Source organism: Bythopirellula polymerisocia, from assembly GCF_007860015.1.
GTDB lineage: Bacteria > Planctomycetota > Planctomycetia > Pirellulales > Lacipirellulaceae > Bythopirellula > Bythopirellula polymerisocia.
The window spans coordinates 32,813-54,684 of sequence record NZ_SJPS01000005.1; the positions used below are offsets into that span (position 1 = coordinate 32,813).

The window sequence follows — 21,872 nt, forward strand, 5'->3', positions numbered from 1 at the left end:
AATTATCAAATCCGCTTGAATTGCCGGTCCAATTGTTCACGGGTGAAAACCAGGGCCGTCGGGCGCCCGTGTGGACAATGGTGATGGTCTCGGGCCAAATGTCGCTGGGAAAGCAGGGCCTCGACCTCGTCGGGAGACAGACGATCACCGAATTTGATTGCCGCCTTACAGGCAATCGTATGCATCAGATCGTCAAGCAGATCCCTCGATTCGGGGCGTTTGCCTTGGGCTTGTAGCTGTTCGACCAAGCTACCGAGAACCTCCCGCGGACTGAAGTTAGCCAGCATTGCAGGATAGGCAGCCACGAGAACAGTTTCCCCGCCAAAAGGTTCCAACTCCAGTCCCAACTGAGACAGCACTTCTCGCTGTTCCAAGAGCACCGCCGCTTCGCTGGCGGCCAGATCAACAGGTTCGGGAACCAGCAGGCGTTGGCTCTCGAGTTCTCCTTGTGAGACCTTATCGCGGAGTTGCTCGTAGAGTATGCGTTCGTGAAGAGCGTGTTGGTCGATTACCTCCAAGCCGTCTTCATTCTCGACGACCAGATAACGATCGTGAATCTGTAGTGCCCTTGGGGAACCGTGCGGAGGGGACACACTCGTCGTCGGACCATCGATCCGTACACTTTCAGACTCGCCGGGCCTGCTTTCAACTCTCTGGGGATGGTTACCAACGACATCAGGGCCGACCTCGTGTAGTCGTAATGCTTCACTGGCCCCGCCTGGTATTTCGTTTGACGAGAACCCAGTCAACTCCGACTGCAATGTGGGAGATCGGCCAAGTTGATTCTTAGCCCAGGCATACAATTCGCTTGCCGCTGCAGAGTCACCTGCACCTGAATTCTCAGCCTCAGCGCTTGCTCGGTCAGGAAATGCTCCTCGGGCAACCAAATCGGTTGAGAGGAACTTCGAACGCAATGTTCCCAATAGTTGACTATAGATGCGGCTCCCGTCCTGAAACCGCACTTCCAGCTTAGTGGGATGCACGTTTACATCTACCAATGATGGTGGGATTTTCAGGTTCAAGAAACAGATCGGATACCGCCCTGTGAGCAACAGGCCCCGATACGCTTCCCCCAGGGCATGTTGCAGAGAACGATCACGAATCGTGCGGCCATTGAGCATCAAATACTGCAATCGGTTATTGCCGCGGCTATGGCTCGGATTGGCAACAAATCCTGAGAGGTGAATTTGCTCAGGGCTTTGTTCTTCAGAGCTTTCAATCTCGATAAGCCCATCGGCCAATTCCGCCCCGAAAAGGGCAGCGATTCGTTCGCGCAGATTGGTAACAGGAGGCAGATCGTGAACTAGCCGACCACCGTGATTGAGAGTGAAATGCACCCGGGGCGCTGCCAGAGCCAATCGAGTGATAGACTCGGTAATATGTCCCATCTCGGTCTGCGTTGTCCGCAGGAATTTATGCCGCACCGGAGTGTTAAAAAACAACTGGCGGACCTCGATGGTCGTTCCCGCTGGGCAGCCAACTGGGCGTATAGGCTCGGCACGTCCTCCGACGACTTCCAATTCCGCACCCGCCTCACAATCGGCCGGCCTACTACGAAGTACCAGACGACTTACCTCCGCGATCGAGGCCAGTGCTTCGCCACGAAATCCGAGGGTACCGACACGAAATAAGTCATCTGCATCGGCGATCTTGCTCGTAGCGTGACTTGCTATTGCCAGTTGCAATTGATCAGCTGCAATGCCGCATCCATTGTCAGTCACGCGGATCATTGCAACGCCCCCCTGCTCGATCGCTACATCAATTCGAGTTGCACCTGAATCGACAGAGTTTTCTACCAGTTCTTTCACGACACTCGCAGGTCGTTCGATCACTTCACCAGCGGCGATCTTATTGACGACATGCGAAGAGAGCTGGCGAATGGTAGGCATAGTTTGAATTCGGAATTCGGATTGCAGAAAGTGGAATGAATACTAAATCGCTTCCGGTGTTGTAAGCCTCCGGCTTTGTTCGCTCATCACTCAACACTCATCACACAATCTATGCCCCTCCTCACAACTGGTATTCTTTGATTTTGCGATACAAGGTCCGTTCGCCGATGCCCAGCAATTTCGCTGCCTCTTCACGATTGCCGCCTGTGAATTCTAGTGTCTCTGCAATAAAGAGTGCTTCGACATCGGAGAGGGGCTTGCCGACCAACCCAGCCAGTCCCTTGGTGCCAATCTCGGTATTCAGGGGCCCCCCCGCTGCTAGCTCATCAGGAAGATCATCCAGATCAAGCACGTGGTCGTAATCGACAACAACCATACTCTCGAGAATGTTCTTCAATTGCCGCACATTTCCTGGCCAATCGTAACTCATCAGCCTGCGCCGAGCGGCGGTGGTAATGCTCTTGATTTCTTTGTGATGCCGCTGACTGTGCATCTTGAGAAAATGTTCTATTAACAGTGGGATATCCTGAGCCCGTTCGGCCAAGTTCGGTAGAGTGATGGTCACCACTTTGAGCCGATGGTAGAGATCTTCGCGAAAAGTACCTGCCGCTATGGCCTCTTCCAAGTCCCGATTGGTCGCGGATAGAATGCGCACGTTGACCTTAATTGGATCGTTGGACCCCACGCGAGTGATTTCGCTGCTTTCCAAGACCCTTAAGAGCTTGATCTGTGTGGGAAGGGGCATGTCACCCACTTCGTCTAGAAAGAGCGTTCCACCGTTAGCGTATTCGAACTTGCCGATGCGGTCGGCACTCGCGTCGGTAAACGCTCCTTTGACATGACCGAATAATTCACTTTCGAGAATATGCTCGCTAAGTGCAGCACAGTTTAGTCCCACAAAAGGGCGATTCTTGCGAGGGCTGTTTTGATGGATCGCCTGAGCAACGAGCTCTTTTCCTGTACCAGTATCTCCCTGGATGAGCACGGTCGCATCGGTTGGGGCGATGCGACGCAGCCGATCTAACACCTCCTGCATCTGAGGGCTATTGCCAATCAGCCCCTCAAAGCCGAATTTTTCGTCCAGCCTGCGACTCAACTCGGCATTCGCTCGGCGCAGGTGCTGGTTGCGAGCAGCATTGTCTACTACAGCGCGAAGTTGCTTCAGATCTAAGGGCTTCAAAAGATAGTTAAACGCCCCCTGCTGCATCGCTTCGACGGCAGATTGAATCGTGCCGTGGCCGGTGACTAGAATCACCTCTGCATCAGGCAGTTCCTCGCGACTCTTGGTGAGTATCTCTAGTCCACCAATGTCTGGCATCTTCAAGTCGCTCACCACAATCTCATAGGCCCCCTTCTCTAAGAGGTCCGCACCTTCAGTGCCTGTCGTGGCAACAGTACATTCGTATCCAACTCGCGACAAACTGTCGGCCATCGTCTCTGCGTGCGCAGCATCATTATCGATGATCAAAGCACGAATCGGCGGGCCAGTGGTGGCGGTAGTCCTGTTATCAGACATATTCTTCTTAAAGTGACAAACGGTTTATCTTAAACATGCCCAGCAATCGCCTGGCAACTAGGCATACCTCCGAGTCTCCGGAGACTCGTCGGCGAATGATGACTATTTATCGACTTCCTCCATCTGCACTTGCTGGTGAAGTCTTGCCGGGATAGGAAGCTCAATCGTGAATTGAGTCCCTCGACCAACTTCACTTTGTACAGAGATGCGACCTCGGTGTCCGTCAATGATTTTGGCAGTGGTTGGAAGACCCAGACCTGAACCTCCAGGTTTCGTGGAGAAAAAGGCTTCAAACATTTGTGCGGCCGTCCGTTCATCCATCCCACAGCCGGTGTCAATCAAATATAGGGCAACGCTGCCGTTTGTGGCAGCCGTGCGGACAACCAACTGTCCACCAGTAGGCATCGCCTGTTTGGCATTGAGAATTAGATTAAACAATGCGCCACGAAAGGCTTCGCGATCTAGCATTACGGAGGGCAATTCCGGATCAAGATAACGAACGATTTCGACACCCGCTTCGCTGGCTTCTGGCTGAAAAAAATCAAGTGCCTCGTTGATCTCAATATTCAAATCGGTCGGCACCAGATTCATGTGTCGAACTTTGGCATAACTCAGAAAATCATCGAGGAGGTCCTGCAGTCGCTGGCACTCCCTTTGCATGACCCCGATGCGCTTCAGGCCTCGGCGCTGAGCGGGAGTTTGGCCCTCTTCTAGGTCTTCGGCCAGTAGCTCCATATTGAGTCGAATCGTCGAAAGTGGATTCTTGATCTCGTGTGCCAGCCCTCCAGCAAGCCGCGCAATCTCCGTATACTGATCCATCAGCCGCTGAATGGCTTGGGAAGTTTGTTCATTACCAATAGGAGAGGGATCAATCGCCATCACTGCACCAGGGACAACACGAATCGAGTTTACTATGATAGAGTAATGGTACCGGAGTCAGGAACACCTCAAGAAAATAAAACACCCAATCCTAGGTGATTGCTGAGTATTGGGCGTTTTAGCGATTCAGTTGTCAAGCCAGAATTCCACGTACTACGTTGGCTTCTTCAACGCCGGTCAATTTCGCGTCTAGTCCTCTAAATGGATAAGTAAAACGGGCATGATCTATCCCTAGACAGTGCAGAATGGTGGCATGCAGATCGCGCAGATGGACTGGGTTCTCAGCAATGTTGTAGCAGAAATCGTCTGTCTTTCCGTATTCCATGCCGCTTTTGATTCCGGCACCTGCGAGCCACACTGTGAAGCAGCGTCCGTGGTGGTCGCGACCCATTCTAGGATCTCCAAGTGTTCCCTGGCTAAAGACCGTGCGGCCAAATTCGGTGGCAAATACCACTAAGGTATCTTCCAATAGACCGCGTTGCTTAAGATCTCGAACGAGAGCGGCCGTTGGTTGGTCGATGTCCCGGCATTGATTCGGTAGTTGCCGACTAATGGCAATGTGTTGGTCCCAACCGCGGTGATAAAGTTGCACAAATCGAACGTTGCGCTCCAGAAGGCGTCTTGCCAGCAGGCAATTCGCTGCATAACTACCCGCCTTGTGAACCTCGGGCCCGTAGTCTGCTAAGGTAGCAGGCGATTCTTGGCTGATATCAGTGAGTTCCGGCACGGATGATTGCATGCGGAATGCCATTTCATAGGCGTTGATTCTAGTCAGTGTTTCAGTGTCGCCGAGTTCTTTGGCCCTCAAGTGGTTCAGCTTTGCCAAATCGTCGAGTAACTCGCGTCGTTGCGACCGATTTATGCCGGGGGGATCGTTGAGGTACAGGACCGGATTGGAACCCGCTCGCAGTCCCACACCTTGATGTGAAGAAGGAAGAAAACCACTGCCCCAGAGTCGCGAGAATATGGGCTGACCAGGGTTTTTTCCTGACCCTTGCGATACCATAGCTATAAAAGTCGGCAGGTTTTTGTTTTCACTTCCAAGACCGTAGCTTAACCACGCTCCCATACTCGCGTAGCCTGGCTGTTGGTTGCCGGTGTTCATGAAGGTGATGGCTGGGTCATGATTGATCGCCTCGGTGTAGACCGTCTTCACGAGGCAAATTTGATCCGCGATTGACTGTGTGTACGGAAGCTGGTCACTGATCCAAGTGCCTTGTTGGCCACAAAGTCGTCCCTGCCAAAGCGGAGCGACGACCGGATAAGCCGACTGACCCGATGTCATTCCGGTGAGCCGCTGGTCCCCTTTAACCGAAGGCGGGATCTCGTGTCCATTGAATTTGGCGAGCGACGGCTTGTTATCAAACAAGTCGACGTGCGACATTCCTCCAGCCTGGAAGAGACACACAATCCGCTTTGCCTTGGGAGCGAAATGCGGTAATTTTCCGCTGCCAAGATTGTCTGCGGCAGCATGGACTGCATGCGGCATCGAAGCCGACAAGAGCGAGCCGAGGGCAATTTGACCAATTCCGCCGGCTGTCTTTCCAAGGAAGGTACGGCGAGTTTCGTGGCATTCTTTGTCTTGTAGAGGATTCATGTTTAAATCAATTACTCACCCTAATTGCAAGTAACGGTCTCACTCAGGTTCATCAACAGGGCGGCGACTTGCGACCATGCCGCGAGTTCGGCTGGTGGAATCTCTTCGTTCCGTGGAGACTCTCCATTGGACACATAAGATTGTGCAGCGGCTTCGTCAGCATCATAACGTTTCCTTTCACGCTCCAGCGTGTTGGTCACTATGTCGAACTCTTTCGTGGCTGGCATTCGGGAAATACACTCTTTAAATGCCCAGTGAATGCGTTCCTTGTCATGATCGCTGTGTGCGAGGATTCGCTCCGCAAAGTTCCGCGAGGCTTCGACGAATTGCACGTCGTTTAAGAGTACAAGGGCTTGCAATGGTGTCGTCGTGGTAGCGCGTTGGACGCTACAAGTCTCACGAGGTGGTGCATCGAAGGCAACCATATTTGGAGGGGGAACAGTGCGTTTCCAGTATGTGTAAAGCGATCGGCGATAAAGTTTTTCACCATGGTCTTGAAAAAAAGTTTGAGCCGTCGACGGCGTGCTTCCATAGTGACTTACCTCGCGCCACAAATCTCCGGGGGTGTAGGGATTGACACTCGGGCCACCGATGCGGGGGACTAGCAGCCCACTTGTCTTGAGTGTTGCGTCCCGAATGAATTCTGCCGGTAATCGGAACCTGGGGCCACGAGCAAGGAACTGATTGTCCGGGTCGAGTTCTAGTACGGTAGATGTCTGACTTGTTGCCGAAGTTTGGCGATAAGTCGCAGAGGTCACGATTTTGCGAACCAACGCCTTCGTATCCCATCCACTTTCGACAAAGTCAACAGCGAGCCAATCAAGCAAATCGGGATGGGTAGGCCACGTACCTTGCGAGCCGAAGTCAGCAGCGGTGCTGACTATCCCCGAACCAAATAGCATCTGCCAGATGCGATTAACAGCCACTCTCGCTGTCAGCGGATGCGTAGGCATTGTGAGCCACTCAGCCAATCCCAATCGATTGGCATTTGCATTGGCGGGAGGAGGCAGCAAAGCTGCGGGTGTGCCGGGAGTCACTTTCTCGCCAGGAGAGGCATAGTTGCCACGAATCAAGATGCGTGTCTCGCGTGGTTCAACAGATTCGTCCATTACCATAGTTGGGAACTTTTCGGTCAGCACCCGTACCCTCTCTTCGAGGTTTTCTAATTCTATGCGAAGTGGTTCGGTCGCTTCGGCATGATCAGCACAATATCTCTGCAAGAGTTCACTTTGTTGCGGACTGCGTTTTCCGAAGGGTGTCTTTAAAACAGCAAGCACCTCTCCTGGCAAATCGCTGTCTTCGTCAATCCCTGTCATTGCATAAAACTCGAATCGACCTCCCACGAGCTTTCCAGGGTGGCCAAAATTGACATGCGACGTGAGATACGGCGTCTGTCCCACGTCGATCGGCTCAGCAAGTGTCAAAGTAATGTGGACAGGACCCATGGACTCAATCTCTGGCGACCATCCGTTAATTCGCCGCGCGTCGAGCACCTGCTTTGGGAGGTAGTCTTCGCGCCAAGAGTTCGCCGTCACGCGTTGGATTTCAAATAAGCGATGGAGGTCTACCTGATCACCAGGCACGCTACCAACGCTTGCTGCCAGTGCAGTCAACACAAACGTTCCCTTACCAATTGCATCCGAATCTAAACCCGGCTTTTGCTGGGGCAACGTACCATATCCCCAACCTTCTTCGGGCGCAGCGGGGTCGGGGTGAAATACGACTCGGAGACCCGTGATTGGCAGTCCCCCGTCGGGGAGCCGCATCGAGACGTCGTATGCACCAAAATTAGGAGGTTGAGAAATTGTTACGAAGCGATCTTCTTCAATATCGAAACCCGCCCCACTGTTGGGAGTACTGACTTTGAGAAGTTTGATTGAATGAAGTGCGAAGTCCTGTCCTCGCTGTCGGAGCAGCGCTTGCTGATTTTCTTCCCACTTGGCCAGCACATCCGGTTTTAGATGTCTTAGCTCCTCATGAATAGCAGCAATTCTCTCTTGCAAGCTGGGTAACTCGCCGGTAGCAAGCACCGTCTTTGCCTCAATGAAAGGTCGCGGATTCACGCCGCCGCCACCGTCGAGGCCCACATCGCTGAGCGTATTGAAGTAGGCAAACATCCGGTAGTAATCGCGCTGCGTAATCGGATCATATTTGTGGTCGTGACATTGCGCACAACCCAATGTCAGTCCTAGCACTGCTTCCCCTAAAGTTTTCACGCGATCGGCGTTGTAATTTGCAAGGTTTTCTTCGGGAATTGTCCCCCCTTCATGGGTCACCATGTTGTTCCGCTGAAACCCCGTCGCAATGAGCTGCGCGTCGGTTGGGTGGGGTAATAAGTCTCCGGCAATCTGCTCCACTATGAATTGGTCGTATGGCATATTCTCATTGAAAGCATTGATTACCCAATCGCGCCACAGCCAGAGGTGTCGACCCCCGTCAATTGAATAACCGTTTGTGTCTGCGTAACGCGCTGCATCGAGCCACTCGAGTGCCATCCGTTCACCGAAATGAGGGCTTGCGAGCAAGCGTTCGACCAGCCCCTCGTATGCTTTCGGGTCGTCGTCATTCGCAAACTCTTCAACCTCCTCGGCACTGGGCGGCAACCCGGTCAGATCGAGAGTCAACCGCCGGATTAGCATGTGGCGATCCGCTATGGGTGAGGGCTCGAGGCCCTCTTGGTCCAGTTTCGCTGCAACAAAGTGGTCAATTTCGTTGCGTGGCCACTCTCCGTTTGCGACTTGAGGAATTGGAGACTTTTTAGGACGTATGAAGGACCAATGCTTGGCATAGGGAGCGCCGTGTAGAATCCACTGTCGGAGTGTTTCCTTTTGCTCGGCGGATAGTTCCCGATGGGAGTCGGGTGGCGGCATCTTCTCGAATTCATCTTCGCTATTGATGCGCCGCCATAGTTCGCTCGCTTCCAGATCGCCGGGCACAATCGCGGCATAACCGCCGCGATCAGCCAGGGCCGACTCTGCAACATCGAGGCGAAGATCGGCTTCGCGTGCTGCTTCATCGAAGCCGTGGCACACAAAGCAATTCTCAGAGAGAATCGGACGTACGTCGCGATTATATTCTTGCGCATTTTGTGCCGCGAAGCCATGTTGGCAGATGAGCACGATTAGGAAGCATGTGAGTACACGCATATTAGCTCTGCATACGACGGGTTGAGTTTCCCGCATTATAGCAAAAAAGAATCCCCTGGCTCGATATGAGCCAAGGGATTTCAGTTGTTATACGGCTTCCCCAGTACTTTGCTGAGATCGAGAAGGCAAGCTACAAAGCCCACGTTCTAACCGTCAGTACTGAGATGAAGCCCGCTTCGAGTCGAATCCACCGCTCAGGTCGCGGCGTCAGCGGGCTCAGCCTCTTGCTCCCCCAGTTCTTCCATCGCAGCGCGACGGCTGAGTTTCACTCGGTCTTGCTCATCGACCAGGATGACCTTCACTTTCATGCGGTCACCTACTGAGCAAACGTCCCCCACGTTGCCGACGTACTCGTTCGAGAGTTCGCTGATGTGGCATAGGCCATCGCGACCAGGGAGGATTTCGACAAAGGCACCGAAGTCTTTGACGCTGGTGACCCGTCCCTCGTAGATCTTCCCGACTTGAACGCTGGCAGTGAGTGCATCCACTCTTGCCAAGCCTGCTTCGGCACCGGCCTGATCAGCGGCGGCGACAGTCACTGTGCCATCTTCATCGACATCGATGGTGCAACCGACCTCTTCTTGAATGCCCCGAATTGTCTTGCCGCCTGGACCAATCAAGAGGCCAATCTTCTCCGGATTGATCTTGGTTCGCAGGAGTCGGGGAGCCGTCTCGGAGGTCGTGGTTCGAGGACGGGGGATTGCGCTGATAATCTTACGTAGGATCTCGATGCGAGCTTCACGAGACTGCTTCAGCGTCGCGCGGATGATTTCTTCGCTGATGCCCTTGATCTTCAAGTCGAGCTGGATGCCGGTGATGCCGTTTTGAGTGCCAGCGATCTTGAAATCCATGTCGCCAAAGTGATCTTCGTTGCCGATGATATCGGTCAAGAGCGACCACTTCTCGCCTTCTTTCACAAGGCCAATCGAGATGCCCGCTACTGGATTGCTGATCGGCACACCTGCGGCCATCAAACCTAACGTCGCTCCACAGACTGACGCCATCGAGCTCGACCCATTGGATTCGAGAATGTCGGAAATCACGCGGATCGTGTAAGGGAACTTGTCGTGATCCGGTAGAACAGGATTCACGCTACGCTCAGCCAAGGCACCGTGGCCAATCTCTCGACGGCCTGGTCCACGAATCGGTCGGCATTCTCCCACCGAAAACGATGGGAAATTGTAATCGAGCATAAACCGCTTGGTGTATTCATCGAACAACCCATCGACGCGTTGCTCGTCACGACCTGTGCCTAAGGTGACCGTAACAAAGGCCTGGGTCTCACCACGTTGGAACAATGCCGAACCATGCACGCGAGGCAAGAGATCTACTTCACAGTAAATGTCACGAAGTTCATCGCTCTTGCGACCATCCGAGCGTGTTCCGCTCAGGATCTGCTCGCGACTCACGCGGGCTTCGAGATCATGCCAGTTTTTGTAGAACGATTCAAGCTTGTAAGCACCATCGGCCGCCGGATCGGGGATCAGCGCGGCAAGGGCTTCTTCTCGTAAGGCAACGACCGCTTCGTAGCGAGCGTGCTTCCCATCGATAAGGTTTGCATCGCTGAATCTCTTACCAAACTTTTTCTCAAGCTCATCAAACAGGCCATCTGACGCAGGAGCTTCGTAGGCGATCTTTTCCGTACCGACCTTGGCAATCAGCTCTTCTTGCAATTCGCACAATTCACGAATGAAACCGTGGGCAGCCATGATCGCTTCGGCCATCGTGTCCTCAGGCATTTCGCGAGCGAAGCCCTCGATCATTAGCACGGCATCCTTATTTCCCGAGACAATCAAGTCGAGTGAACTCGATTCCAAGTCATCCTGAGTGGGAAACGGAATGAATTCGCCATCAACATATCCGACTCGCACCGAGGCGAGCGGGCCATGAAACGGCAAGGGCGAGATAGCCAAGGCAGCGCAGGCACCATTCATCGCCAGGACATCGCCATCGGATTGCTTGTCGCTGGACATTACGAAGGCCTGAACTTGGACTTCGTCGTTGTATCCTTCAGGGAACATCGGCCGGATTGGCCGATCCATCAACCTGGCTGTGAGCGTTTCCTTGGTCGTGGGGCGACCTTCACGCTTCATGAAGCCACCGGGGAACTTACCAGCTGCGGCGGTCCGCTCTCGATAGTCACACGTCAGGGGAAAAAAGTCAGTTCCAGGCCGCGAGGGCCCACCTGCGGCGGCACACAACACCGTGGTGTCGCCATATTGTACGATGCATGCACCAGCGGCTTGCTTGGCCAATAGGCCCGTTTCGATACTAAAAATTCCACTACCAATTTGTTTTTCTACACGAATTTTATTCAATTTTCTTTCTTCCTACATTGATTTCCTGAAACAGCACTATTGACGTCGCTTGTATCCAAAACGAAGAGCGACCGATCACGAGAGCAGGCATAATTACCGCTCCCAGAAGCCAGGGCACCAAGCGAGTGCGTCAGGCGACATGGTGATTGTTACCTGCTCCCTTGAAGCTCAAACTCTCGACCTGTCAGCGAAAAGTCAGAGCATCACGGCAATTGCAGAGACCTAAGCAGGATCTCAACAATCTGAAGCGGGCAACATTCCCGAATGGCCCTAGACACAAATATCCATTACTTGCGGATATCTAGCCGGCGTAACAGTTCAAGATACTGTTGCGGATTCTTGCGTTTGACAAAATCCAAGAGACGGCGACGCCGACTGACCATACGGATCAAGCCACGCTTGCAAGCGTGGTCGCTGCCGTTGTCTCGCAGATGCCGGGTGAGTTCCGCGATTCGGGAGGTCAAAATTGCTATCTGAATCTCGGGCGAGCCGCTATCCGACTCTCCACGTCCGTATTCAGTGACCAACTGTTGTCTTCGTTCTTTCGTAACCGACATCTTTTCCTGCTTTTTGAACTGTTTGTTGCCAAGCTAGTCACCGATGGTAGCTGGATATCGTTCTGCCGCGAGCCAAATGCTGCGGAAAATCTCATACTACGACTTTCCAGACGAACTACTTCCGGGGACCTGTTTTGTGGCTGTTCCTACTTTTACTAGTGTTACCAAAATTAAAATACGACCCCTCTAATGTACTGATCTGCCGTCCACTGGCAAGCACAATTTTCCGTGGAACAGAGCAAAAACCCCTTAATACTTTGCTATGACGGCGCATCTCATTCGTGTCTGCTCCAGGAACAGAGCAGCTCTTCGAAGCAAGAAGCTTGTTAAATTGGGTTAAATGAGTCGAATATGCCTCGACTTACAAACGATATAATCCTCACACCCGGCACAGACCGAATAATCCTCAATATCTGATTCACCATCTCAGTGGCTGATAGCAGGAATTCAGCCCGACCCAGGATCAGCCAATAGGGGGGATTACCAAAATGCGTTACTCTTTTCTCGTTGCCGCGCTATCAATAGCGACGTTACTCACTTGCCCATCCATTGAAAAAGTAGGAGCCCAGCCAAATTCGGCCATGGGAGCCAACTTTTGGCTGGCCGAGGCAGACTCTTCAGACGAACAAATTACTAGCAACTCCGCCAACTTTGTCAGCGTCCAGGATGACTCATCAAGTATTGCCCAGCGAGGCTTTGCGCAGCCAGCCTCGTGCGATGTTTGCTGTGACTTGGGTGGTTCAGGTTGCTGCGATACATGTTGTGATACATGCTGCGATCCTTGCTGTTGTTGCCCTCCTTGGTGGGCTCATCGCAATTCGGTCTTTGGTGAGTATTTATACCTGCAGCCCGCGGATGCAGACGTCACTCACGCCCAGCAGCAGAACGGCATCGGCGGTGCAGGAACGGTTCCGTTTGGGCAAATCGGCGTGGCCAGCTTGGACTACGAACCTGGATTTCGTGCCGGCGGCTCACTTTGTTTGTCGAATTGCTCTAGCCTCTTCGGGTCATATACTTACTTCGAAAGTTCGGAATACGATACCTTGCTGCCACCTGTGATTCCAGGTGGCGGTGGAGCAGTCGGCTCGTTCGTGCATCATCCCGGGGCGAGCATTACTGCGTCGGTCGGCCCTATGAACAGTGCCTACGATATTGATTTTCAGCTCGCTGAGTTCGGTATTCGCCGCGTTTGGCGTTCGGGTGCTTCGCAAGTTATCAACTGGAGTGTCGGTGGTCGTTACGGACATTTGGAACAGGATTTCTTGCAGTCCGGAGTCTTCTCCGGTGGTTCGGCTGGCCAGATCGACACTCGCACGGAAATCGATTTTGATGGAGGCGGTCTTATCTTTGGCCTGGATGGCGAGCGTCGCTGTGGTTGCAGCGGTTTATCGCTTTATGGCAAAATCAATGTTTCGCCGATGACTGGCCGCTTTCATGCAGACTATTCAATGCAAAACGTCTCAACTGAGGTGCTCTTAGCACTTGCCGACTGGCAGGATGATCGCATCACGACGCTCTTGGACTACGAAGCCGGTTTAGCCTTTACTTGCGGCAATTGTGATTGCTTCCGCATTTCGGCAGGGTACACGGTTTACCAGTGGTTCAATGCCGTAACGACCGATTCGTTTATTAATGGAGTCAAAGCGGACAACTACGAGGATATTTCGGGCCCGCTTTCATTCAGTGGCTTGGTGACTCGAGCAGAATTCCGTTGGTAAGAGATCAATTCCTCTAACTCCTTACTCAGTAACACCTTCAAAGCCCTGGCGGCTAGTTCGCCAGGGCTTTTTTTGCGCCTTGGGCAAAAAGCACTTGAATCTCCTATTTTGCCCAGACTATATTGGGTTTGCAACCACTACAGGTGGACCGGGGACCGGTTCTGCCAGTTGTGCTCGATGACTTTTCGAGATGCGCTATCGCAAGTGACCACGGAGGGTTCAGTCACGAACATCCGGGGGTTACATCATGGTCGGCCGTATTCGCTCTTTCTTTTCTCATTCCCGCTCGCTTGATCGCATTCTGGAATACAAGTCTTATCGTGGTCGACTGCTGAGGATGGAAAACCTCGAAGACCGTCAAATGCTAACGGTCGATCTCATGAATGTGGCCGGCTGGATTAACGAAGGTTCCAGTCCGATGGTGAGTGCTGGGAGCGTTTCGGATCCAGGAAATCCTGCTAGTGGCGGTGTTGAGGATATAGCCATTGATCCAAGCAATACCTCGCGGATGTTTCTTGGCACGGTGAATGGCGGCATCTGGCGGACCACGAATGGTGATGCCCCTTTCAATGGGGTGGATGATGACGGAGCCAATGGAATCGACGATCCTGCTGAGCAGCCCGATTGGGAACCGCTGACCGATCAATTCCCTTCGCTTGCAATCGGAGATATTCGTTTCGATCCTTTGGACGTTACAAGCAACACGCTATTTGCCGGTACTGGTAGTGCCAGCAGCCTGGCCAATGCGGGGGGAACTTCCATTGGCGTTATGCGCACTACCGATGGTGGTGATACGTGGCAGGTGTTTCCCGTGAATCCGGGTGGAACTGAGCCGCAAATCCGGGCCGTTTTGCCGACTACCTTTGATGCGGACCCTGTTGCAGGCGGTGTTCAGCAAGTAGTTCTCGTGGGTGCCAACAATACGACCGGCCTGTGGCGCAGCACCGATGGAGGCCAGACCTACACTGGCATTTCCGGTACCAATGGTTTGCCGACAGGATCCGTTACCCAAATCATCGCCGATCCAAATAATGCATCTCAGTATTTCGCCGGCGTTGTAGGCCAAGGGGTTTATCGAAGCACAGATGGAGGTTTGAACTGGACCGCAGTCAACACCAACCTGACAAATCTTGCTACTTCCTCGACGATAGAGGTGGCCGCGCATGCGAATGGCGGCACAACCCGCTTATACGCGATGATTTCAGGATTCACTGGTTCGAACGCTGCAATGACACTGGCCGCTGTCCGAACGGTCGTTTTTACCTCGACCAATGGTGGGAATTCATGGACCCAACTTGGCGCAGTTCCGGCCGGCTTTGATGGTTCTCGGCCCGATCTTTACACAGGCTTGGCCTCCGACCAATTGATCATCGATCCGAGCAATCCACTCATCGTTTACATTGCCAAAGGTTACGGCGGCAGTCCAATTCTCTATCGCTACAATCCTGGTGGATCCAGCTGGGTGCTAATTGACAGCGGGGGAGCAAATGGCGGTACTCGTCCACACGCCGACAGTCGCGACTTACAGTTTGCCGGGAACAATGTCTTGATCCACGCCAACGATGGGGGCGTCTACTTCATGACGAACCCCCAGGATGCGGCCAACAATCGCTGGACTTCGTTGCATGGCAGTGGACCTACAGGGCTTGGGGCTACCGAGTATCACAACGTCTCTTGGGACAGCACATTCAACGTTGCGTTTGCAGGAGCTCAGGACAATGGGACGAGTGTGCAGAATAGCCCTGGCAATGTCATCTGGACTCAATTTCAAGGCTCCGATGGTGGCGATGTTGTGGTAGATACGGTCAATGCGGGTGCGGGGCAGGTCTTTCGCTACGCAAGCACGCAAAACCTTGGTGTGCTTAATCGTTACACCTTCAATTCCGCCACGGGTATCGTCGGTGCCCAGGTGGACCTCATGCCGGCTGGCGGGTTGGCGAATTTCAACGCACCGTTTGTGCCCCACTACGAACTAAATACAGTGACTCCAGCAAGGTTGGTAACAGGCGCCAGTGGCAACAGTCCGGGCACGAGCCCAGTTTATGAATTGCTCAATGCAGCGACCGCTGCTAATGCCGCGGCGGCCAACTGGCAAGCTGTGCCGATCGGTGCTGGATTCGTGGGCGTCAATCGAGGCACATTGGTTTATGGCGGACGGACAGGTGGCGCCAACAATGCGGAAGTCTTGATCGCGGGGTCAGGCAGTGGCGTCTATGTTCGCTCCGCTGTCGGCGGAACATTGACGGCTACGCCCACGGCCTTCCCAGGGGGTACGGTGCAAGATATCACCGTCGATCCAGAAGATTGGCAACACATGTTTGTTGCCGATGGGTCGTCGGTTTATGAAACCACGAACGCGGGCATGACCTGGAATAATCTCACCCGCAACCTGGGTTTAATCAATACGCGACTTCAATCGATCGATTATGTTCCCACTTCCGGGCTTGGGGCACTCGTCGTCGGCGGGAACTTAGGCGTTTCGAAACTGCTCTTAGACTCTCCTGGCGACCAGTGGACGCGATTTGGTAGTGGTTTGCCGAATGCTGTCGTTGATGAACTAGATTATAACGCGACAGACGACATACTCGTTGCCGGTACTTTCGGCCGCGGAGTCTACTCTGTTGACAACGCTTCGATTGTCGTTGAAGAGTCTGGCGTTCTCAACATTTGTGGCGATGAAGATCATGTCAATCAAGACGATGTGATTACGCTGATACGCAACGCAATGAATCCGCTCATCTTGGACGTCTTCCTCAACTCGGTGGCACCCGTGTTCTCGGTAGCCCTGGCTTTGGTCGAGCAGATCAATGTTTTTGGCATCGGAGGAAACGATACGCTGATCGTCGACAGCAGTAACGGCTTGATCAACGTCCCTGATGGCATTCGCTTCGATGGCGATGGAGCCTGTCCGCATGAGGAATTAGGTTTTGGTTACGACCGTGGGATCGATACTCTGCAATTAGCTCAAACTGACGGCACTACCTGGGAAAGTCATACGATCACCATCGGTGCTGACGTTGGGCAAGGGATCAGCCAAATAGTCGGAGCTGGTGCGGGCAATGTGCAAACGATCTATTTCGAAGAACTCGAGCCGATTATCGACAATGTTCCGGCAATAGACATGGTGGTTAACGGTGCAATGATTGGCAGCTTGCTCAATGGTGCCAACCAAATCACCTACGATCAAAGTGATCTGTTCCCGGCAACGTCGGGCCGCATCACCGTGGATGCCTTTGAGCCGATCCACTTCTCCAATAAAACGAATCTGACCATCGACGCCGAGAATGCTGACGATACGATTGTGTTAAACAATGCTGCGCTTCCGGTTGGATTACAAACTATTACGATCGAAGCCGACAACGGGAATGACCGGATCGATATCCTAAGCCTTCCTGATGCGTCAGCCACCAGTTTTGTATCCGCGACCATCAATGCGGGAGCAGGTAATGACAATGTGGACGCTAGTTTACTCGCCGTGGCAACTCCACTAACGATTAGTGGTGGGGCTGGCAATGATATTCTCATCGGCGGGGCCGGCAATGATACGATCTCGGGCAATGACGGAAACGACACGCTTGTTGGAAACGCTGGCAACAATACTCTGACAGGTGGCGCCGGTACCGACACACAATTGATCTCTGGCACGAATTTGAACGATGAGATCGATGTTCGTCAGCAAAATGCCACGACCGTCATTTCGACGGTCAACGGCAATGTTCGTACGGACACCCTTTCGACTGTGGAAAGAATTCGCGTCGAATTGCTCGATGGTGATGATGCCGTTCGCGTGACCCACGCCGATACCTTGGTTGCCACGCCAGCCTTGAGCCTCCCTGTGACTGTTGTTGGTGACGCGCCAAATGCCAGCGACATCCTCGTCGTGAATGACGACGGATTGGGCGACACCGTCGTTCATCGCTTAGGTCCTGATGGACGAAGTGGTACGGTCTCGGTAGGTCCGTTGGCGAAAATCGCTTATGAAACTATGGAAACGGTTTTCGTCCTGCCACTCGATCCAATCACTGCTGGCACGGGAGCCGATGGTCTGGGGCAACTCGTGGTATTCAAGTACGACCCCTTCGAGCCGAACAACTCGCTGGCAAATGCCACATTCCTCGGAGCGGGACCGACCGTTAATGTCGATCCTACCATCGATCCGGGTGGGGGACCCTTCGGTATTCCAGGTGACAACGACTTCTTCCAGTTCGTTGCCCAGGAGACTGGTGTTCTCGATTTGCAATTGTACTTCAAGCCAATTGGTACTTTAGCGAACGGTCGCGCAGGACTTCCCGGAGACGGCGAACTCCTGGCTCGTGTTTATGACTCCGATGGTCTACCGATAGCCATCGCCACGGCTTCTGATCTTCTTGGCCCAACTGGCATCAAGATTGGCGAACGTGTCGATGTTCCTGTGGTTCGCAATCAAACCTACTACTTGCGAGTTGAAGGCCAGTCCGTTGGTGGCACTTCCGGCATCAACGTCTATAACTTCACCGGTATTGTGACTGCCGCACCGATTCCAGAACTCGTCGACCTGCAAGCTGCCAGCGACTCAGGCCGCAACAACACTGACGATATTACGAAGATTACTACTCCCACGTTTAACATTATTCTCGACGATGACCGTATCGATGAGTTTGCCAATATCGACCTTAGTCCCGACACGGTGAACGACGATCTTCCCACTCTCGGGTTCGACTATGGCGTCGAGGTATTCAACAATGCCGTTTCGATTGGCTTCGCCTACTACACTGGTGTTGGGAATACTTGGGAATTCACGGCTACCGCAGGAGATTTGAGCGAGGGCGATTTCAACCACATTAGCGCAGCCGTTTGGATCCGAGACGCGGCCGATCCCGCCCAACTTGGTCGACATGCTTTGTCTCAGGCATTGCAGGTAGAACTCGACACACTTACTCCTCCGGTATCCTTCGGGTTGCCTGACGGAGTTAATGCAATGGATGGTCTCGCTGCCGACAGCGACACGGGTGTGACCACCGTCCCCGCTACCTACGCAGATCGCATCACTAGCGATACCACCCCGCGACTGTGGGGCCGTGCAGAAGCTGATAGCATCATCCGAGTCTATCTAGATCGCGACGGCAACGGCATCATCGACCTGGCGACCGATACGTTCTTAGGCCAAACAGTTGCCGTGCCACTTGATGGCAATGTTGCTTATCCCGAAGGATACTGGGAATTGGTAACTGCACTCGATTTGAATGAGATTGTTGGCTTACCGAAAGATGGGTTGCGGAGCTTGTTGGTCACTGGTGAGGACGTAGCTGGCAACCCGATGCCAATGAACGGTATCATCAACGATGGAGTGGGCGATCTGGATATCTTCATCGACACCCAAGGCCCCCAAGTCAATGACGTCTACATCACCGACGAGCGCCAATACGACCTCTTTGACCCCAAGCCTTCGGTCGATGGCCCAACTCCACTGGTGAACCAACTCACTATCGAATTCGTTGATAATCCCAACAGGTTAATACCAGGTTTCGACTATCCCGGATTGGTCGAGGGAATCGCCGAGACTCCTGGCAACTATCGGCTGGTGGGCGATCACGTGGGGATCATCCCTATTCAGACTATCACGTTTGTACCCGGCGTGAACGTGGATGGAATGCCCGCGGTTGATTCAGTGATCTTGACGTTCACAGAACCACTTCCTGATGATCGATTCACGCTAACCGTTTTTGACAACTTGGTCGATCCTGTTGGAAACAAGTTGGATGGCGAATCCAACGGCGTCGAGCCACTGGATGATCCTCTCTTCCCCTCCGGAGATGGAGTTCCTGGAACCAATTTCCAGGCACGTTTTACCGTAGACACCCGGCCAGAAATCGGCTCCTTCGTAGCCCAGAGCATATCGATCGACATTAACGGGAACTTCACCTGGGACCCGAATCCACCATTGGGTGGTGACTCGCGCAATGTCGACATTGCCTTTACCTTGCCAGTAGCCGACATCAACGGTGTGCTTGCTCCCGGGTCTTACAATGTGCATGACCTGTTGTTTGCCGGGAAATTTGGCCTCGGCGGCGGCTTGATCGAGGGAGACAATGCCATCTTTGTAATCGATGTATCTGGCAGCACAAGTTCTGCCTTTGGTGGCGACCCAGTCGGCGATCAGAATAACGACGGTGCCTCAAATACGATTCTCGATGCTCAGATTGCAGCCTTTAAATTGCTCAACCAGCAACTGATTGATCGCGGGCTAGGCAATACAGCACAAGTTGGAATCGCGGCATTCGCTTCCAATAGCATGATTATCGACATGGACCCGGTAACCGCTGGCGTGCAATTGACTACCACCCCGCTAGCTGACAGCAATGCCAATGGAATGCGTGATGTGGACGAGCTCCTGATGCTGTTGCAAGACGGCGGCAGCACCAATTTCGAGGCAGGCTTGCAGGATGCAATTTCCATCATTAACGGGGCAGGAATAGCCAATGGCAGTGCCAATGTCGTGTTCCTCTCAGACGGATTACCCAATGAGGGAGGATCATTCGCCGATGAAGTCACCACGATTGGGACCACACTCGGCCACAACCTGCGGGCTTTCGGCGTAGGGCCTGGAGCATCGCTCGCCTCGTTGCAGCAGATCGATCCTGCAGCGATCACTTTCTCCAATACCAATGAATTACTAGCAGCCTTCGGAGGGGGAGGAGGAGTTGCAGGAGGTGCCATCAGCGGATTTGACACCCTGGCAGCCTACGGTTGGTCTGCGGCGGGTATCCCGGGCAATGCCACACCAAACTTCCGCTGGATTGTGGATCAAAACCATGATGGCGTGGTCAGCTTGCAGGATGGTGAGATCATCACCATTCAGCCGCTCTTGGCCAATTTCAATGTGGCTGGTGCCATACCCGTAGCTGGTAATTTCGACAACAACGCAGCCAATGGCGACGAGATTGGCCTCTATAATCAGGGCAAATGGGGCTTTGATTTGAATCGCGATTTCGTGATTCAGGCTGGTGAGATCATTACCACCACACTACTTGGACATCCGATTGTCGGAGACTTCGACGGCGATGGGTTGGATGATCTGGCTGTTTTCAACAACAACCAGTTCTTTTTCAACTTTGCAAACGACGGTTTTGCGGATGCGGCAGATCAAATAATTGTTTGGGGCTTCCCAGGAGTGCTCGATCGACCTGTGGCAGCCGACATGGATCAGGATGGCATCGACGACATTGGTCTCTGGGTGCCGCGAAATAGCTCGCAGCCAGATCGCGTTATTGCTGAATGGTATTTCCTGATTTCCAACGACTACGCCGGTACGGCCCGTATCACAGGGATGGCCAACACGCTCAATCATCCCTTTACGCCGGTTCCGTTCGGCTTCGATATCTATGCTGAATTTGGTGACGAATTGGCCCTGCCGATCGTTGGGAATTTCGATCCGCCAGTAGCTTCGCTGCAAGTGAATGAACCTACGGGTCCACATGACGACACTAAGGCTCCTTCACTCACCCCACAGTCCGGCATGGAAGGGGATTACGACGGCGATGGCGACGTGGACGGGCGAGATTTTCTCGCCTGGCAACGCGGATTTGGTTCCTCCCAATATCTGGCAGCGGATGGAAACCACAATGGATCGGTTGATGGCGGTGATCTAACGATGTGGTCAGGAGCCTATGCGAATTCCAGTTCACCCAGTGGCAGTAGCGGTGATTTCGATGGCGATGGCGACGTAGATGGCCGCGATTTCCTTGCTTTGCAACGCACCAATGGTTCCACTCAGAATCTGGCTGCATGGGCAAATGCTTATGCAAATTCCAGTTCTCTTGCAGCAACAAGTGGTGACAAGGATGGTGACAGCGACGTGGACGGAAGAGACTTCCTCGCATTGCAAAGAATTGGCGGTGCGAACCTCAGCAGTTGGCAAGCAGCTTATGGCAGTCATGTCTCGCTCATTGCTTCCCTCTCGGTAGAGGACAACAACCCGACGACGACCTCGGTATCCTCCGCCAGTGAAGCTGCTATCTCCCCTGCCCTGTTCTGGTTGAGCCTTCCCGGACAAGCGAGTGCTCGCTCCGAAGTGGAATACATCGATAGTTCTGCCGAACCTCAATTTGAACAGGCCCGCATTGAGAGAGCCTCCTTCAGCGTCACTTCCAGAAACGAATGGGATGCCGAAGAGCTTCACTTAGGTGCTGATGAAAGCGAATCGGAGAGTGATTTTGAGCTAGTCCTCGACGAAGTGTTCAGCGAAATGGGAAGCTAGGTCGAAGGGTCAGCCC

At 53.3% G+C, this 21,872-nt stretch carries 9 protein-coding genes; 2 read left to right on the top strand and 7 right to left on the bottom strand.

Going from position 1 to position 21,872, the window contains the following annotated elements; all coding sequences use genetic code 11:
* Positions 1–5: 5 nt before the first annotated feature.
* The 7 genes from mutL to rpsO all read right to left on the bottom strand — a co-directional run bounded on the left by mutL (position 6) and on the right by rpsO (position 11,902).
* On the bottom strand, positions 6–1,889 hold the full coding sequence (gene mutL, locus Pla144_RS16145) for a DNA mismatch repair endonuclease MutL (protein WP_146451740.1): 1,884 nt from the start codon (positions 1,887–1,889) through the stop codon (positions 6–8).
* Positions 1,890–2,010: 121 nt separating this feature from the next.
* A complete protein-coding gene (locus Pla144_RS16150) occupies positions 2,011–3,405 on the bottom strand; it encodes a sigma-54-dependent transcriptional regulator (protein WP_146451741.1) in 1,395 nt (464 codons plus the stop codon).
* Between the two features lie 102 nt (positions 3,406–3,507).
* The gene (locus tag Pla144_RS16155) at positions 3,508–4,284 is read right to left on the bottom strand and encodes a two-component system sensor histidine kinase NtrB (protein WP_146451742.1); all 777 of its coding nucleotides are present in this window, start codon (positions 4,282–4,284) and stop codon (positions 3,508–3,510) included.
* 133 nt (positions 4,285–4,417) lie between these two features.
* Entirely contained in the window at positions 4,418–5,881 is a 1,464-nt protein-coding gene (locus Pla144_RS16160) for a DUF1501 domain-containing protein (RefSeq protein ID WP_146451743.1), read from the bottom strand.
* Between the two features lie 20 nt (positions 5,882–5,901).
* The gene (locus Pla144_RS16165; RefSeq protein ID WP_197530743.1) at positions 5,902–9,027 is read right to left on the bottom strand and encodes a PSD1 and planctomycete cytochrome C domain-containing protein; all 3,126 of its coding nucleotides are present in this window, start codon (positions 9,025–9,027) and stop codon (positions 5,902–5,904) included.
* 194 nt (positions 9,028–9,221) lie between these two features.
* Positions 9,222–11,345 carry a polyribonucleotide nucleotidyltransferase gene (gene pnp / locus Pla144_RS16170; protein WP_146451745.1) on the bottom strand — a complete coding sequence of 708 codons (2,124 nt, stop codon included), beginning with the start codon at positions 11,343–11,345 and terminating at the stop codon, positions 9,222–9,224.
* Positions 11,346–11,632: 287 nt separating this feature from the next.
* Positions 11,633–11,902: a 30S ribosomal protein S15 gene (gene rpsO / locus Pla144_RS16175; protein WP_146451746.1), complete on the bottom strand. Its 270-nt coding sequence runs from the start codon at positions 11,900–11,902 to the stop codon at positions 11,633–11,635.
* Positions 11,903–12,390: 488 nt separating this feature from the next.
* Between rpsO and Pla144_RS16180 the strand changes: the two genes are divergently transcribed.
* Together Pla144_RS16180 and Pla144_RS25315 are read left to right on the top strand one after the other, a co-directional pair.
* Positions 12,391–13,620: an Lpg1974 family pore-forming outer membrane protein gene (locus Pla144_RS16180; RefSeq protein WP_146451747.1), complete on the top strand. Its 1,230-nt coding sequence runs from the start codon at positions 12,391–12,393 to the stop codon at positions 13,618–13,620.
* 247 nt (positions 13,621–13,867) lie between these two features.
* On the top strand, positions 13,868–21,856 hold the full coding sequence (locus Pla144_RS25315; RefSeq protein ID WP_261342329.1) for a hypothetical protein: 7,989 nt from the start codon (positions 13,868–13,870) through the stop codon (positions 21,854–21,856).
* The last annotated feature ends 16 nt before the right edge of the window (positions 21,857–21,872 follow it).

What these genes read in the sequence shown, in the direction of transcription:
- mutL (WP_146451740.1), bottom strand. Translation starts at nt 1,889, where the DNA reads ATGCCTACCATTCGCCAGCTCTCTTCGCATGTCGTCAATAAGATCGCC.
- Pla144_RS16150 (WP_146451741.1), bottom strand. Translation starts at nt 3,405, where the DNA reads ATGTCTGATAACAGGACTACCGCCACCACTGGCCCGCCGATTCGTGCT.
- Pla144_RS16155 (WP_146451742.1), bottom strand. Translation starts at nt 4,284, where the DNA reads ATGGCGATTGATCCCTCTCCTATTGGTAATGAACAAACTTCCCAAGCC.
- Pla144_RS16160 (WP_146451743.1), bottom strand. Translation starts at nt 5,881, where the DNA reads ATGAATCCTCTACAAGACAAAGAATGCCACGAAACTCGCCGTACCTTC.
- Pla144_RS16165 (WP_197530743.1), bottom strand. Translation starts at nt 9,027, where the DNA reads ATGCGTGTACTCACATGCTTCCTAATCGTGCTCATCTGCCAACATGGC.
- rpsO (WP_146451746.1), bottom strand. Translation starts at nt 11,902, where the DNA reads ATGTCGGTTACGAAAGAACGAAGACAACAGTTGGTCACTGAATACGGA.
- Pla144_RS16180 (WP_146451747.1), top strand. Translation starts at nt 12,391, where the DNA reads ATGCGTTACTCTTTTCTCGTTGCCGCGCTATCAATAGCGACGTTACTC.
- Pla144_RS25315 (WP_261342329.1), top strand. Translation starts at nt 13,868, where the DNA reads ATGGTCGGCCGTATTCGCTCTTTCTTTTCTCATTCCCGCTCGCTTGAT.